This is a genomic window from Enterobacter sp. Crenshaw (genome assembly GCF_024734705.1).
GTDB lineage: Bacteria > Pseudomonadota > Gammaproteobacteria > Enterobacterales > Enterobacteriaceae > Enterobacter > Enterobacter asburiae_B.
On the sequence record NZ_CP102932.1, the window covers coordinates 1,802,280 to 1,818,007 of the forward strand.

14 protein-coding genes are annotated in these 15,728 nt (G+C 52.1%); 11 read left to right on the plus strand and 3 right to left on the minus strand.

What is annotated here, in order from left to right; genetic code table 11:
* Positions 1-11: 11 nt before the first annotated feature.
* The 9 genes from NWV12_RS08610 to NWV12_RS08650 all read left to right on the plus strand — a co-directional run bounded on the left by NWV12_RS08610 (position 12) and on the right by NWV12_RS08650 (position 10,603).
* Positions 12-275, plus strand: a complete 264-nt coding sequence (locus NWV12_RS08610; RefSeq protein WP_101744710.1) for a DUF4035 domain-containing protein — start codon at positions 12-14, stop codon at positions 273-275.
* Between the two features lie 72 nt (positions 276-347).
* Complete coding sequence (locus tag NWV12_RS08615; RefSeq protein ID WP_101744504.1) at positions 348-689, plus strand: hypothetical protein; 342 nt, start codon at positions 348-350, stop codon at positions 687-689.
* A 41-nt stretch (positions 690-730) separates the two neighbouring features.
* The gene (locus tag NWV12_RS08620; RefSeq protein ID WP_101744505.1) at positions 731-3,991 is read left to right on the plus strand and encodes a phage tail tape measure protein; all 3,261 of its coding nucleotides are present in this window, start codon (positions 731-733) and stop codon (positions 3,989-3,991) included.
* 13 nt (positions 3,992-4,004) lie between these two features.
* The gene (locus tag NWV12_RS08625; RefSeq protein ID WP_101744506.1) at positions 4,005-4,598 is read left to right on the plus strand and encodes a hypothetical protein; all 594 of its coding nucleotides are present in this window, start codon (positions 4,005-4,007) and stop codon (positions 4,596-4,598) included.
* Entirely contained in the window at positions 4,598-5,182 is a 585-nt protein-coding gene (locus NWV12_RS08630; protein WP_063144001.1) for a hypothetical protein, read from the plus strand. Before NWV12_RS08625 ends, NWV12_RS08630 begins: the two co-directional genes overlap by 1 nt.
* 6 nt (positions 5,183-5,188) lie before the next feature.
* Positions 5,189-5,587: a DUF6950 family protein gene (locus NWV12_RS08635; protein ID WP_045337533.1), complete on the plus strand. Its 399-nt coding sequence runs from the start codon at positions 5,189-5,191 to the stop codon at positions 5,585-5,587.
* Positions 5,587-8,295, plus strand: a complete 2,709-nt coding sequence (locus NWV12_RS08640) for a DUF1983 domain-containing protein (RefSeq protein ID WP_101744507.1) — start codon at positions 5,587-5,589, stop codon at positions 8,293-8,295. The genes NWV12_RS08635 and NWV12_RS08640 overlap by 1 nt, the downstream gene beginning before the upstream one ends.
* Before the next feature lie 2 nt (positions 8,296-8,297).
* Positions 8,298-9,251, plus strand: a complete 954-nt coding sequence (locus tag NWV12_RS08645) for a DUF6453 family protein (RefSeq protein WP_101744508.1) — start codon at positions 8,298-8,300, stop codon at positions 9,249-9,251.
* Between the two features lie 47 nt (positions 9,252-9,298).
* Entirely contained in the window at positions 9,299-10,603 is a 1,305-nt protein-coding gene (locus NWV12_RS08650) for a phage tail protein (protein ID WP_101744509.1), read from the plus strand.
* 95 nt (positions 10,604-10,698) lie between these two features.
* Here the strand turns inward: NWV12_RS08650 and NWV12_RS08655 are convergent, their stop codons facing one another.
* Complete coding sequence (locus tag NWV12_RS08655; RefSeq protein ID WP_101744510.1) at positions 10,699-10,965, minus strand: DinI family protein; 267 nt, start codon at positions 10,963-10,965, stop codon at positions 10,699-10,701.
* 88 nt (positions 10,966-11,053) lie between these two features.
* On the opposite strand from NWV12_RS08655, the gene NWV12_RS08660 reads away from it, so the two are divergent.
* Together NWV12_RS08660 and NWV12_RS08665 are read left to right on the plus strand one after the other, a co-directional pair.
* Complete coding sequence (locus NWV12_RS08660) at positions 11,054-11,293, plus strand: hypothetical protein (RefSeq protein WP_101744511.1); 240 nt, start codon at positions 11,054-11,056, stop codon at positions 11,291-11,293.
* Positions 11,293-11,613 (plus strand): hypothetical protein, encoded by a 321-nt coding sequence (locus tag NWV12_RS08665; protein ID WP_063618145.1) that lies wholly within the window; start codon positions 11,293-11,295, stop codon positions 11,611-11,613. Before NWV12_RS08660 ends, NWV12_RS08665 begins: the two co-directional genes overlap by 1 nt.
* Before the next feature lie 559 nt (positions 11,614-12,172).
* Here NWV12_RS08665 and NWV12_RS08670 read toward each other — a convergent pair.
* Both NWV12_RS08670 and yeaG read right to left on the minus strand, forming a co-directional pair.
* On the minus strand, positions 12,173-13,456 hold the full coding sequence (locus tag NWV12_RS08670) for a YeaH/YhbH family protein (RefSeq protein ID WP_059445231.1): 1,284 nt from the start codon (positions 13,454-13,456) through the stop codon (positions 12,173-12,175).
* Between the two features lie 75 nt (positions 13,457-13,531).
* Positions 13,532-15,466, minus strand: a complete 1,935-nt coding sequence (gene yeaG, locus NWV12_RS08675) for a protein kinase YeaG (protein ID WP_008500713.1) — start codon at positions 15,464-15,466, stop codon at positions 13,532-13,534.
* Positions 15,467-15,728 lie beyond the last annotated feature (262 nt).

Here is a 15,728-nt window from a genome sequence, read left to right on the forward strand (position 1 = left end):
CCTTCTTCATGATGTCGCTGGCGCTCCGGATGGGGCGCACTCTTCACGAGCTGCGCCAGACCATGACCGCCAGTGAGCTCAAAATGTGGATCGAGTTCGACCGTATCAGTCCTGTGGGAGACTGGCGTGCCGATGCACAGGCGGCGCAGATCTCCGTTGCAATGCTGAACTCTCAGGGCGGGAAATTCACTATCCCTGACGTGATGCTGAAATGGGGTGAGCAGGAAGAAGACAGGGAGATCAGCAAGCTGGAGGAATGGATGTCTGGATTGTAACTTAATCTGCCATTTTTCATTTTCATGGGCTACCCTATGAGTGATTTTTTAAGCTCATAGGGAATTTAGAAAATGTTTAAGTATCTTTTTGTTATTTGTTTGTCTTTATTTATAACCGCATGCAAACCCAGCGATGAAGAAATGATTAAATTTGGCGAGTCTTTAGTCAAGCAATCGCTAAAAGATCCAGAGAGCGCTAAATTTAATTCATTCTATCGCCAGTTTGGCGATGGTGTTGGATATGTCTGTGGGACTGTTAATGCAAAAAACTCATATGGCGGCTATGTTGGAAATAGAAATTATTACGTTCACCTGACTGTTAAAGACGATAAAGTTGTTGATAATAGTCCAGTCAAAATAATTGACGAGAAAGATGATAAAGGTGAGGTTAATTTCAATAGCATATGCCAGTAAAATAAATAAAGCCCTTCGGGGCTTTTTTTTATAGGCTTCGTATGGCGACCCTGCGTGAATTAATCATCAAAATTTCGGCGAACTCAACTTCTTTCCAGTCTGAGATCGCCAGAGCGTCCCGCATGGGAACCGATTACTACCGCACTATGGAACAAGGCGGGAAAAAAGCTGCAGCGGCCACGCGTGAAACTCAGCGTTCTTTGGCTGACCTGAATTCTCAGCTTGCAACCGTGCGATCTTCTGCTGCCGGGCTTGCCGGTGCGTGGGCTGGTGCATTTGCCACGCATCAGCTGATCGCGTTTGCCGACACATGGAACCAGCTGAATGGACGTCTTCGCCTGGCTTCTTCTTCCAGCGATGATTACGTGGAATCACAGCGCGTGCTGATGGAGATCAGCCAGCGCACTGGAACATCCCTCGAAGCGAACAGCAACCTTTACAGCCGAATTGCACAGTCCCTGCGTGATGCTGGTTACGCTTCTGCTGACGTCGCAAAAGTGACGGAAACCGTTGCAACCTCGCTGAAGCTGTCTGGCGCCAGTACGGAGGAGGCGAGTTCTGTTATCACACAGCTAAGTCAGGCGCTGGGCTCCGGCGTTCTGCGAGGAGAAGAATTTAACTCCATTATGGAGAACGGCGGCCGCCTGGCGAAACTGCTGGCTGATGGGCTGGGTACCACTGTAGGTGGCCTGCGTAATATGGCCAACAACGGCGAACTGACGACTGACAAAATTGTCCCACTGCTGACGAACGTTGAGATACTGCGCAAAGAGTTCGATACTCTCCCGGCTTCCGTCAGCGGATCTGCACAGAAAGTGCAAAACGCCTTCCTCGCTTGGGTAGGCGGGGCGAACGATGCCGTCGGCGCTTCATCAACGCTTTCCGGCGTGCTGGATGGCCTGGCGAATAACATCGATGATGTGGCAAATACAGCCGGTATTCTGGTTGGTGTTGGCCTGACTCGTTATTTTGGGAATATGGTTGGCAGCATAGCGCAATCCACCCGGGCGGTGTTGTCCAATACTGCAGCAGAGATAGAGTTGGCTCAGGCACAGGTTCGCGGTGCTCAGGTTAGCGTGGCGATTGGCCGAGAGGCAGTTTACCGTGCGCAGAAAGCACGAGCGGCAGCGACCAGTATTGAAGAGCAGATTGTAGCTGAACGAAAACTAGCAGCTACCCAGGCCTCCCTCGATAAAGCATTAGCCGGAAGAACTTCAGCCCTTAATAATCTCACCAATACAGCCTCAGTGATGTCTAGGTTGGGTGGTAATGTACTGAGTCTTCTTGGTGGTTGGCCGGGGGTAATTATTGGCGCCGGTGCGGCGATGTATGGTTTGTATCAGCACACCCAGCAGGTGCACAAGGAGGCGGTTGGCTTTGCCAATAATCTGGATGAAATAAACGGTAAGCTACAGCAGATGTCAGTGCTGGGGCTGCGTTCTACTGCTGCGGATGCCCGCACATCTTTACAGGCACAAATGCAGGACCTGGCAGCTCTCGATTCACAAATTGCGAAAGTGAAAGACAGCCTGAAGGCAGTTGACCAAATCCAGCAGGACTACAACCGCCACCCGACGCTGACTCAAATCAATACCTTCATGGATCAGGCCGATATCACGGCTAAAAACGTTGAACTTACCGACAAGCTGAACCAGCTGGAGTACCAGCGGGAACAGGCAGCGTCAAAGGTTGAGCAAACGCAGAAGCTGGTTAACGATGCCAGCGATAAGGCAACGCAAAAGGCTATTGAGCAGGCTGGTGCCGTTTCAATCCTGAAAGGTGCGTATGACCTGTTAAACCGCTCGATGTCAGCGACTGCTGGCGCCAAGCCACCACAGTATGCCGGGCCAGTTGTCTCTCTGGCGAACGCAACACCTCAGCAGCAAACCGCGCTTGAGCGATCACGTCGCGATAACGAGCTGGCCAGCCTCAGCGGCTTAGAAAAACTCCATCAGCAGCACGTCTATGAAGCAGAAGATCTGAAGCTGACGGGGGCTCTTTACACCCAGTACATCTACAACAAGGATCAGGCAGCCAAAAAGGATGCGGCAGCAGCAGAGGCCAAAAAGACCTCCACGGCTGCTTCGAATGCGCAGAGTAAAGCCGAGCGCGAAGCGGCCAGCACCGCCGAGCAGTATTCCCGTAAGATGGCCGATCTGAGCGTGGCTATTGATGTGCAGCGCGTGCGGGCAACGGAGGGAGAAAAGGCCTCAGATCTTTATGCAGCTTCCCATCAGGCAGGCACTAAATGGACGGATGAGCAGCGCAGGGCTATTCAGGCATCGTCTACAGAACTTGCAAAGTGGACCCAAAAGGCTGATGAGAACGTGCGCAAGCAGCGCGAACAGGCTGATGCCCTGAAGGATTTAACTGAAGCGACCAGGAAGTTCAGGGACGAGGCAACGCTGACAAGTGAAACCAGAGGAATGAGCGATCGCCAGCGCAGCCGGTTCGATGAAACGCAGCAGATTGACCGTGTTTTCGCCAAAACTGACGGCGGTACCGAAGCAATCGCACAGCGTGCGGCGGCTCTCGATGCGCTGGACAAAAAATATAAAGCAATCGCTGCTTCTGAGGCTGACTGGACTGCTGGCGCCGAGAAGGGATTTAAAAACTGGTTTGATACCGCTTCTGATTATTCCTCTCAGACAGCAGACCTTGTGAACAACTCAATGACAGGTCTTATCGGAAATATTTCCGATGCTTTATCAGGCAATAAAGTTGACTGGGAGGATTGGTCGAAATCGGTACTGGCTTCTATGCAAAAAATTATCCTCAACGCAATGTTGGTCAATTCGTTGAAGTCTGCAGGAGGCGGGGGACTGTTCGGCTCTCTTGGAGGTCTTTTTGGTGGGGGGGATGCAACCTCTGCAGGAAGTACTCCATCAGGCGCATATTCCGGCGCGGCCAGCGGACTGAAGTTTGCCAAAGGCGGCGTCTTTGATTCCCCAAATCTTAGCCATTTCAGTAATTCGATCATTTCCAGCCCGACGATGTTCAAATTTGCCAAAGGTGATGGATTGATGGGTGAAGCTGGCCCCGAGGCTGTGATGCCACTAACCAGGACACCGAATGGCACTCTTGGCGTCAGGATGGTCGGCACTACAGCTGCTGGTGGTGGAGGTGGTGAAATCCATATCATCCAGCATATCAATGTTTCTGGTAACGGTGACGCCGCGCTTAATCGTGCCATGCAGGAGGCTGCGCGTCAGGGAGCTGCAGATGGTGCTAAAAAAGCGCGTCAGGACATGCTGAGTGATTTTCAGACCAACGGTCAGGCCAGGAGGATGCTTGGCGTTTAACTAAGGAGTGACTATGGCTGCGCTTGAATGGCCTGAAGATGTATGTCCGGCGTCGCTGACGTGGCGGCCGGAAAGTAACACAAAAACATTTCGTTCCCCGTTTAATGGTGCATCACAGACCGTCCGCTTCCCCGGCACCCGCTGGATCTGCTCCCTGACGTTTAGCAACCTTACAGACGATAAATCCCGGCGCATCGATGCGCTGGTGGCCGATCTGGATGGTGAATATGGCAGGGTGAAGATCAGAGACTGGGGGCGGGGGGGCAGAATGCCAGCCGGAAATCCGGTGGTTTCTGACGCAAACCAGACCGGTACGCAGCTCGGCAGTAAGGGCTGGACACCCGGCACACTGGTACTACGCACCGGTGATTATTTTACCGTTAATGACGAGCTGAAGATGGTCACCGCTGATGTGACCAGCACAGCTGCAGGAACAGCCGTTATTCCTTTTGCGCCTATGCTGCGCGCCTCTCCCCCGGCTAACGGAAAAATCGAAGTCGCTAAGCCATACGGCATTTTCAAGCTGAAGGATAACCAGCAGGGGGCGGGTAATCGCGTGCCGGGCGTTTTTACCAGCTATACGCTGGAGTTTGAGGAGGCTTTCTGATGCTGTATTCCCCGTTTTCTGATTCGATGGTGGACTGGCTTTCCCGCGACAGGGTTACCGCCGTGCTGGCGGCCAATGTCCAGTTTGAGTCCGGTACTGCCTACGTGCATTCCGGTACTGGCACGCTGGTGCTGGGCGGTTATGTCTATTACGGCATGGGAACAATGGGCGCCATCGACGATGTAGGTGAAACCAACACAACAAGCCCGACGCAGCTCAGGATGACGCTATCAGGGCTGGATATGTCGCTGTTTGCTAAAACGCTAAATGAGCGCTGTGTGGGAAGGCCAGCGGAGCTGTATCTGGTGGCGATGGATGATAACGGCGTCGTTCAGGTTGCAGACCTGATTTTTAAGGGGAAGGTTTCCGGCACCGGGGCAACGGCGGGTGAAACGAATGCCCTGCAGTACACCGTCAGTAATATTTTTGAGGACTGGCAGCGACCGTTCCCGGACCGCTACACCGACGAGTCACACCAGGCCACCCAGCCAGGCGACCGCATATTTCGTTACGTCGCGCAGATGGCAGAACGTTCAATTTACTGGGGCAGCAAAAAAGATGCGCCAGGGTTTACCTATTCGTGAGGAAGCATGAAGCATCCAGACTGGCATAACAGATTAATCGCCGTGATAAGGGCCGCTGAAAAGCGGCCTTTTTTATGGGGCGAACATGACTGCTGCCTGTTTGCGGCAGACTGTGCGGAAGCGATGACCGGGGATAATTTCGCCGACGGCTGGCGCGGGACCTACGACAGCGAAACGGGCGCAAAAAAGGCGCTGCTGCGCGGCGGCGGCTCACTTGAAAAGGTGCTGGCTAAATACCTCGATGAAGTTCCAGTGAAGATGGCTCAGCGTGGAGATATCGCGGTAGTGGAAAACGCGGGTACCCGATGCGCCGGGGTAATTTACGGTGGTGCAGTGTGGGTGCCTGGAGAAACGGGGCTGGTTTGCCTTCGGATTAAGCCCCTGAGTACGTGGAGGGTTCGCTGATGCCTGCTGCAATCCCTATCATCGCGACGGTAGCCGCTGGCGCTGCGGCAGCCAATGGAGCCTACGCTATCGCAATGGCAATCACCATTGCCGCTCAGGTCGCCACACAGATGATGACGAAGAAGCCATCACTGGGGTCTTACCGGGACACTGCAGAACGTAAGCAGGTGCTGCGCGCGGCTGCCAGCCCTAAAACGGTTGTTTATGGCAGGACCGTATCTGCAGGCACTCTGTTTTTCGCTGAAGAACAGTCTGGCGAGCAGACTGATGGTGAATGGGTTCACCTTGCCATTACTCTGGCGGGACACCCAATATCAGGCACGGGCACCATTTACCTGGGCGATGACGATATCGGCTCCTATGGTGAGAGCGCTACGTATGAAGTGCATATCGACCGCCAGACAGCAGATCCTTTCATGCTGGCAAATTGCCCGTCGTGGAAAGATGACATGATCGGCAAGGGGATTTCCTGGCTGCGTCTGTCTCTGAAATACAATGCTGAGAAATTCCCGTCCGGCATCCCGAACGTGAAGGTTGAGAAGACGGGCCGGAAAGTATACGACCCGCGCACCGGGCGCACGGAGTACAGCAACAATCTGGCGCTGTGTGTGCTGGACTATTACCGGAGTTACCTGAAAGTCGCTGATGCTGATATTAACTGGGATCAGTTTCAGGAGGCAGCCAACATCTGCGACGAGCTGGTGACTAACGGCGACGGCACGGCGGAAAAGCGTTACACGCTGAACGGGGAATTTGACCTCAGCGAAAATAAAGCGAGCATTCTTGAGGCGATGCTGACAGCTGGCGCAGCAGAGCCAACCTACATCGCCGGTAAACATGGCATCCTCGTTGGCGCGTATTATGGCCCCGCAACCGAAGTTATTACCGAGAGTCAGCTGGCCGGTGATATAGAGATCATGCCTGAGGTGTCGCAGTCAGAGCGCGTTAACACCATCAGCGGTACGTTTGTCGATCCTAAACAGACATATTCTGAAGCAGATTTCCCCTCAGTATCTGTGAGCGAGTGGGTAACCGAAGATGGCGTGGAGATATCGCAGGATCTCAAGCTGCGTTTCGTTACGTCTGAATTTCAGGCCCAGCGCCTGGCAGACATCAAGCTCAAGCGGACCCGTATTTCCCGCACAATGAATCTCACGCTGAACCTCAGTGGGTACCGGTACCGCCCCGGTATGTACGTAAAAGTTAATTTTCCCTCTCTTGGGATCGTTAACGTTGAGATGCGCGTGACAGACTGGAAATTTGGCGTGCAGAACGGCGTGCAGATCACACTGAAGCAGGAAACTGCTGACGTGTGGGGGGACGCCATCGGTAAACCCATCGATCGCCCACCGTTTACCCAGCTTCCCCCTGGTGGGGTAGCTCAGCCTCAGAATCTGAAGTACACCGTAGAGGAAATTGGTCAGGTGGTGCAGGGGGTTCTCTCCTGGCAGAACATCGGGCAGTTTGTCTATAACCAGGTTGTCATTCGCAGGAATGGCCAGCCGGTGCTCACAGCCCAGGTTCCCGGCTCGTTCACGCGATTAACCGGTCTGCTGCAGGATACATACACAGCCCACGTCACCGCCGTTAATCAGATGGGCGCGGCGTCTCCTGAGGCATATCTTGAATTCAGCATTGAGGCACCACCTCCGCCGTCGGGTGTTACGGTTGAGCAGGCATTTTTTGCCGTGATGCTCATTCCCCGCCTCGCAGCGGTGACGAACGTCTCCACCCAGTTCGATTTCTGGACGTCGGGGGAGCAGCCGCTTGCCAACACAGATACGGCGACCGTGGAGGCCGGAGCCACGCGCGCGGGAATGGGCACGACATGGACCAGCCATAACCTGAAAAACGGGCATACCTATTACTGGTATATCAGAACCATCAACGCGTTCGGTGCGTCTGCTTTCGTCGAGGTGGCTGCGCTTTGCCAGACCGATACCGGTGAACTCATCGACATCATTGATGATTCTGTTCGGGATTCTGATGCTTTTAAAAATATCTCGGAAGGTGTGGACACCAATCTTGAAGCTGCCATGCAGAATGCCCTGGCTAATCACGGTACGGTTGAACATCAGTACCAGCAATTAGGCGAAGTGCGCGCTGATGTTCTGGTTGTTAAAACGACAGTGGCTGAAGTAGATCACGCTCTTGCTGACTTGTCAGAGTACGTTCAGGCGCAGGTCGGGGATTTAACCGCAGCGGTTAACCAGAAAATGACGGCAGAGGTGAACAGTGATGGAACCGCAAAGGCATCGTATACGCTGAACCTTGGGATAGTTCGTAATGGCGTTAAATACAACACTGGTTTTGGTATGTCGATTGAGCCATCCGGCGGTACCTATAAATCTACAGTGGTCTTTGCTGCCGATCAGTTTGGTATCTACTCGGGAAGCGATCCGGGAAATTACCAGGCTGCATTTTTTGTCTATAACGGTCAGGTGTTCATCCGTGATGCCTTTATCCAGGATGGCAGCATTACTAACGCGAAGATTGGGAATTACATCCGATCAACAAACTATGTCGCTGGTGCCGGCGGCGCAGGCTGGAACATTGATAAATCAGGTAACTGCGAGCTACACGGCGCGCTGTATGCCGCCAGCGGTAATTTCGCGTTCACCGGGAACGGTAATGGCGTCACCATTGACGGAAAGGGCGTAAAAATTGATCTCGGCGGCGGTAACCTGATTGTTCTTGGAGAGTGGTAACTATGCCAAAAGGATTGCGTATTACCTACGCCGATGGCGGCCCGGCAATGGAAATAACTGCCGGGCTCCGCTGCCCTTCGTTTTGCCAGAACGTCAGCGAAGCATGGGATGTTAACCAGTACACGATAAATCAGCGGGTTGATGGCAGCCAGATCGTCGTTATCCCGCGTAATACCGTTTACAAACTTAACAGGGGTACAAACCTCATTCCCACGATCGGCATGCTGGATGGATTTACCTTATCAGGTAACACCATCACCATGAATACCTGGTGGAGTGATAACTGGGGGCGCGCAAAAACCTTTGACGCATCTATCTGGCAAATACTCCCTGCCTCATCCGGAAGAGGGCTTCTGATTCAGGACAGCACGGATTTTCTCTCAATCACCGATGCCACGATGTCTGGCTACTGCGTCTGGCGCGGCACTGTCACTTTCACCGGGAGCTGGGCTACACCGACGACAAATATCTCACGCGACCGCTATATGGTGTTTGCAAAATGGAGTGCTGATAACGTCACCATCGAATTCGACGGTTCGAATATTATTGCGACAATCGACCATGCAGGCCTCGATCAGGATGCGACCGTTACCATGCAGATCGCTATTTTTGCCAGTGGCGTAAGCCCGACTCCGGGGAGAGGCCTGAATATCATTAAGGGTGGTGTCTGCGTGTTCTCCACCACGCGCCGGCCGTTTGTCTACCGGAACCAGACCTACGCGCCATCATGGGGGAATACCGACATCGGCGATCGCATGATACTGCTCGGCCGTTATGGCTATAACAGTGAAGTTTACACTGGCTGGGACTACCTGAAATGGGCTGGACTGATCCGCAGCGGCAATCTGGTGCGTGCCGGAAGGGGAAGAAATGCCGCTTCATGGACATCGCAGTACAGTGTCGTAGGGCGAAGGCTGACAAGCCTATCCATTCCCATCATAGATGCAATTTACTGACAACCCGCTCCGGCGGGTTTTTTATTATCAGAATTCAGGAGTCCACTATGTCAGCAGGAACCATAACCCTGACAAACGGGTCCGCTATTGTTGGCGGTTCCGGAACTGTTTTCACAACTGAGCTTTCTGCGGGGGACTTCATTGTCTCAACTGTGGGTGGAGTGCCTTATACGCTGCCAGTGAAATCAGTCGAGAGTAATACCCAACTGACGCTGGTCAGTAACTTTACCGGGCCGACACAATCCGGAGCGGCCTGGTCAGCCGTCCCCCGCGTGGCGCTGAACATGGTCACTGCTGCACTGGTGGCGCAAAGTGCTGAAGCGCTGCGAGGACTGAATTACGACAAACAGAACTGGCAAAGCATTTTTTCTGGAACCGGAAATGTAACGGTAACTCTGCCGGATGGAACGACATGGACGGGCCCAGCTTGGAATAGCATTACATCATCGCTAAATAGCATTAACGAATCGATAGATAGCATTACCACATCGCTCTCAGGCAAGGCGGCAAAAGGTGCAAACAACGATATCACTTCGCTCCGCGGACTCACTACTGCGTTATCTGTAGCGCAGGGTGGCACAGGGGCAACAACATCTTTTGATGCAGCAACAAATCTGCAAACCATTAGATCCCTGCCATATAGATTTGGCTCAGGAATGGACCCTACGTCAATATCATTTAAAAACACATCAGCATTTATAACAGGACAGCAGGGCTATGGTCCTATCGGCGCTTTTCTGGACATCACATCTTTCGATAATGCTGCAAGGATGCAGCTCTACGGGTGCTATAACTCACAAATGTTCCCGGGTAAAAATGCACTTGCCTACGCAACGTATAACCCAAACAACAATACCTGGTACCCAATCGCATTTGTAAGGGACACATCGAATACAACTGTCGATTCGAACGGTTTCATTAAATCAGCATCTCCAGTAGTCAACGTTTATGGTGATGGGCGATATGAAACTAACGATGAATCAGAAGGGGTAAGAGTCACACGTCTGGATGTGGGGCAATACTACATTGAGGGATGTCAGGCGCTCAATTCTGACGCTGCATGGGGCGGTATTGACGGAGGGTTTGAGATTCCTACTGACAGGAATAAGCAACCGCTTATATGGCTGGACTATGAGGTTAACGCAGACGGTTCTGTGCTGGTAAAAACCTATCACCGCGAACATCCTTCAGCGCCAGCATTTGCCAGGAATGAGCGTGCTGGATTAGCAGATGGCGAGCCAGTTGATATCCCGGATGATCAGTTCGTCAGCGTTCGTGTAGAAATGCCAGCGAGTAGCATCTGGAATCAGAAACAAACGGAAGTGGCTTTAAAGCAGGAACAGGGATCTTAAGAAAAACCGCCGTCCATTTTGTGTAAGAATGAGCGGCGGTAGATTGCTCAGTGTTCATGCCCGAGCAAACGCCGGGAATATTATTCGAACAAGATTTAAAGGCCAACCTGGCGAACAGTCGGGAACTCTGAAACCAACCACATATCTGACTCTTCAAACATTTCCTCCAGCATGCGGTTCAGTTTTTTCCGATCGCTTTTGCTTGCATCGCTATTTAGGCCGTTTGCCTGCATCGACTTCACCTTCACTTCGGCATCAGGGAAAATCTGGTGCACGCGCTTCGTCAGCTCGGCCAGAATGATCTCTCTGGCCCCTTCGAGACCCTCAACATTACGCTTGTCATAAACCAGTTCAACGAACATCACTCTCCATCCTCATGCTGACTTGATCTGTGAATCTAAAAATACTACTGTATATATATACAGTAAATAAGCGAGTGAGGGTACGTTAATGCCTCGTCAACCGGATATTCGTGCTGCTTTTATTGCAGCCATACAGCAAAACCAGAAGGGCTATCTCTGCCTGCATACAGACAAATTCATCGCTGAACTACAGGAGAGGCACTGGCATTTCAGCCAGGTAGATGCAAATTCATGGATTGAGCGGTACCAGCCCGACTTCGCCGATAAGACAACAAACGGCAGCGAGAACCGATACTGGATTCTGCGTAACATGGGGAGGGTGTTCTGATGGGCTTTCCTTCACCTGCTATGGATTACCAGGAACAGCGGTTAACCATAGATCTTTTATGCGGAATTGATGGAAACTGCAGGGTAATAGAAACATCATGCGGCTGGGCTGTCATTAACGTTTCCATGAGGCCAGAGCAGGGAGATACGCTACTGGTAAGAATGGATAACAGGAACGAGTTTGCAAAGCTATACGGGGCGGCATTGATAACTGAAGATGGTGAAGCGATAGAAGGTGATGCGCTGGATGACGTAGAGGTTTTTGGCGTGCTAACACATAGTCTTAACAGGGTGGGTAACGATGATTGCCCGGCAATTTAAAGTAGGGTTCAACCATCATTTCACCATCGTTTCGCCATCATGATTTTGCTTAAACAAAAACCAGCCGTAATAGGCTGGTTTTAAATGTAATTTTGGTCGGCACAAGAGGATTTGAACCTCCGACCCCCGACACCCCATTACAGCGACGCTTGATTTAAATAGACTTAGCGGCAGTACCGCCAGCGTATAACCCAACAATAGCACTTATAATCCCCGCCCATACGGTTTCTATTACACATGAAGCAAATCGTAAAGACTTTCTGGGGAAATTCATCATAAGCGGCTCCTTATTACTGTAATCGCTGGCTTTAATACCTACGTATCTAAGTAGTGATGTCAGTGAAAGGGCAAGGATGAAAAGCACCGCAAAATTGAGCGTTATGGTAACACTGGCTAAGTCCACTCACGAATGAGCATATGTCGTGTTCATATCAATTGCAACTTAAAAAGTCATTCCCCAAAACGAAACATAAGTTAATGAAAAATAGCATTAAAATTTCTAACGAGCATTAAAGAAAATCAGCCAGGAAAACATAGTTAACTGGCTGATTTTAATGATTTAATTTGCTGTTGATGTGCTTTGCTTGTGGAACAGCTCCCTGAACACCGGATAAATATCATCCTGGTCACGGATATGCTGCATGGCAAAATTATCGAACATTGCTTGCAGATGTTCATACTCCCGCCACAGGGTCTGGTGCGCGCGACGGGTAATTTCGATATAGCTGTAGTAACGCACCACCGGCAGAATTTTCTTCGCCAGAATCTCGTGACACAGCGGTGAGTCGTCGGCCCAGTTGTCGCCATCGGACGCCTGCGCGGCATAAATGTTCCACTGCGCCGGGTCGTAACGCTCTTTGACCACTTCATCCATCAGCTTCAGAGCGCTTGACACGATGGTCCCGCCGGTCTCCTGCGAGTAGAAAAACTCATGTTCATCTACTTCTTTCGCCTGAGTATGGTGACGAATATAGACCACCTCCACGTTCTTATAGGTTCTGCTCAGGAACAGGTAGAGCAGAATATAAAAACGCTTCGCCATATCCTTCGTGGCCTGGTCCATCGAGCCGGAAACGTCCATCAGACAGAACATCACCGCCTGGCTGGAGGGCTCAGGGCGTTTTTCGTAATTCTTGTAGCGCAGGTCGAAGGTGTCGATAAACGGTACCCGTTCGATCTTCGCTCTTAGTTCCGCAATCTCTTTACGCAGACGCTCCTCTTCCAGCAGTTGCGCCGGTTCCGTGTTTTCCACGACCTTCAGGCTGCTCTCCAGCTCGCGCAGTTCGCGCCGTTTGCCCGCCGTCATGGCCGTTCGTCGCGCCAGCGAATTCTGCAACGAACGCACGACGCTGATATTGGCGGGCACGCCGTTGGCGGTATAGCCCGCGCGATGGGTTTTGTATTCATTAAGCTGACGATGCTGATTCTTTTTCAGATTCGGCAGCGCCAGGTCTTCAAACAGCAGGTCGAGATATTCGTCTTTCGAAATCTGGAAGACAAATTCGTCCTGACCTTCACCGTCCTGGCTGGCCTGTCCCTGACCGCTTCCTGAACCACCGCCGCCGCCCTGAGGACGCTCAATTCTGTCGTTCTGAACGAAGTGGTCATTACCTGGATGTACGCGATGGCGCAGGCCGCCTCGCCCCTGATGAAACATCGGTTCGCTGATGTCATCGGTGGGGATGGAGACAGACTCGCCGCTGTCGACGTCGGTCACCGAGCGTTTGTTGATGGCCTCGGAGATAGACTGTTTAATTTGCGCTTTATAACGACGCAAGAAGCGCTGGCGGTTCACCGTGCTCTTGTTTTTGCCGTTAAGACGCCGGTCAATAAACCAGGTCATATACCCCCCGTACTGCATTTGCCAACTTGCATTTTGTAGGCCCGGTCAGCGCTAACCGCTACCGGGCACTTGTTTTTAAGACGATTTACGCACGCGCAGATACCATTCGCAGAGCAGGCGGACCTGCTTGCGGGTGTAGCCTTTTTCCATCATACGGTCGACAAAGTCATCGTGCTTTTTCTGCTCATCGGTTGAGGTTTTGGCGTTAAACGAGATCACCGGCAGCAGCTCTTCGGTATTGGAGAACATTTTCTTCTCAATGACCGTGCGCAGTTTCTCGTAGCTGGTCCAGTTCGGATTGCGCCCGTTGTTATGCGCTCTGGCGCGCAGGACGAAGTTCACAATCTCGTTACGGAAGTCTTTCGGGTTGCTGATCCCGGCAGGCTTCTCGATTTTTTCCAGCTCCGCGTTCAGGGATTCACGGTCAAACAGCTGGCCGGTATCCGGGTCCCGGTACTCCTGATCCTGGATCCAGAAGTCAGCATAGGTGACATAACGGTCGAAAATGTTCTGCCCGTATTCTGAATAGGATTCCAGGTAGGCCGTCTGGATCTCTTTGCCAATGAACTCGGCGTATTTCGGGATCAGGTAACCTTTGAGGAACTCAAGGTAGCGTTCAGCCTGCTCCTGCGGGAACTGCTCGCGTTCGATTTGCTGCTCCAGCACGTAGAACAGATGAACCGGGTTGGCCGCCACTTCCGCATGGTCGAAGTTAAAGACGCGGGAGAGGATCTTAAACGCGAAGCGCGTGGACAGACCGTTCATCCCCTCATCAACCCCGGCATAGTCGCGGTATTCCTGATACGACTTCGCTTTCGGGTCGGTATCTTTCAGGCTTTCACCGTCATAGACGCGCATTTTCGAATAGATGCTGGAGTTTTCCGGCTCTTTCAGACGCGAAAGGATGGAGAAGCGCGACAGTGTTTCCAGCGTTCCCGGTGCGCAAGGAGCGTGCACCAGCTCGCTGTGGTTAAGCAGTTTCTCGTAAATTTTGATCTCTTCGGAGATCCGCAGGCAATAAGGCACCTTGACGATGTACACGCGGTCAAGGAAGGCCTCATTGTTTTTGTTATTACGGAAGGTCACCCATTCAGATTCGTTCGAGTGGGCGAGAATAATCCCGTTAAACGGCAGGGCGGAGATACCTTCCGTCCCGTTGTAGTTGCCTTCCTGGGTAGCCGTCAGCAGAGGATGCAGCACTTTAATCGGTGCTTTAAACATCTCGACGAATTCCATAATCCCCTGGTTCGCACGGCACAGCGCGCCTGAGTAACCGTAGGCATCCGGATCGTTTTGCGCGAAGTTTTCCAGCTTACGGATATCGACTTTACCCACCAGCGCCGAGATATCCTGGTTGTTCTCATCACCCGGTTCTGTTTTGGCGATGGCGATTTGCTCAAGGATAGACGGCCAGACCTTCACCACGCGGAATTTGGTGATGTCGCCACCAAACTCGTGCAGGCGTTTTGCCGCCCACGGCGACATGATGGTGCCGAGGTAGCGACGCGGGATGCCATACTCTTTATCCAGAATCTGCGCGTCTTCCTGCGGATTGAACAGGCACAGCGGATGGTCGTTCACCGGGCTGCGTTCACCGTTGGCGCTCAGCACATAAATAGGAACGCGCTGCATCAGCGACTTCAGGCGTTCAGCCAGCGAGGATTTACCGCCCCCCACCGGGCCGAGTAAATAGAGGATCTGTTTCTTCTCTTCCAGACCCTGAGCGGCATGCTTCAGATAGGAGACAATCTGTTCGATGGCATCTTCCATACCATAGAACTCTTCAAACGCCGGATATCGGGCGACCACCCGATTCGAAAAGAGACGGGAAAGCCGAGGCTCCAGGGCAGTGTCAACCATGTTTGGCTCACCAATGGCCATCAATAGCCGTTCTGCCGCATTGGCATAGGCACTGCGATCTTGCCGACAGATGGTAAGAAACTCCTGCAGTGTGAACTCTTCGTCCTTGGCAGCTTCATAGCGCTGGCGATAGTGATCGAATATATTCATGGCATGCCGTCCTTTCGTTTTTTAGCACAGGATAAGAGCCGTTCGTATGAGTAGTGGAGGCTCCCGGAAGAGAATCTCTCGCACCTCACTGCCAGAGCAGCAACCTGTGTGCCAGGTCAGACGCTAAGAACCGCAGGGTGTTCAGGAAAACTCTTCTTAAATTAAAGCGTAGATGGCATTTGCAAAACTTGCATGCCCAGAAAATCTACTTTCAATGACATATCAATAACTCATCCAAAAATTTCCACTGTCGTTATAAGAC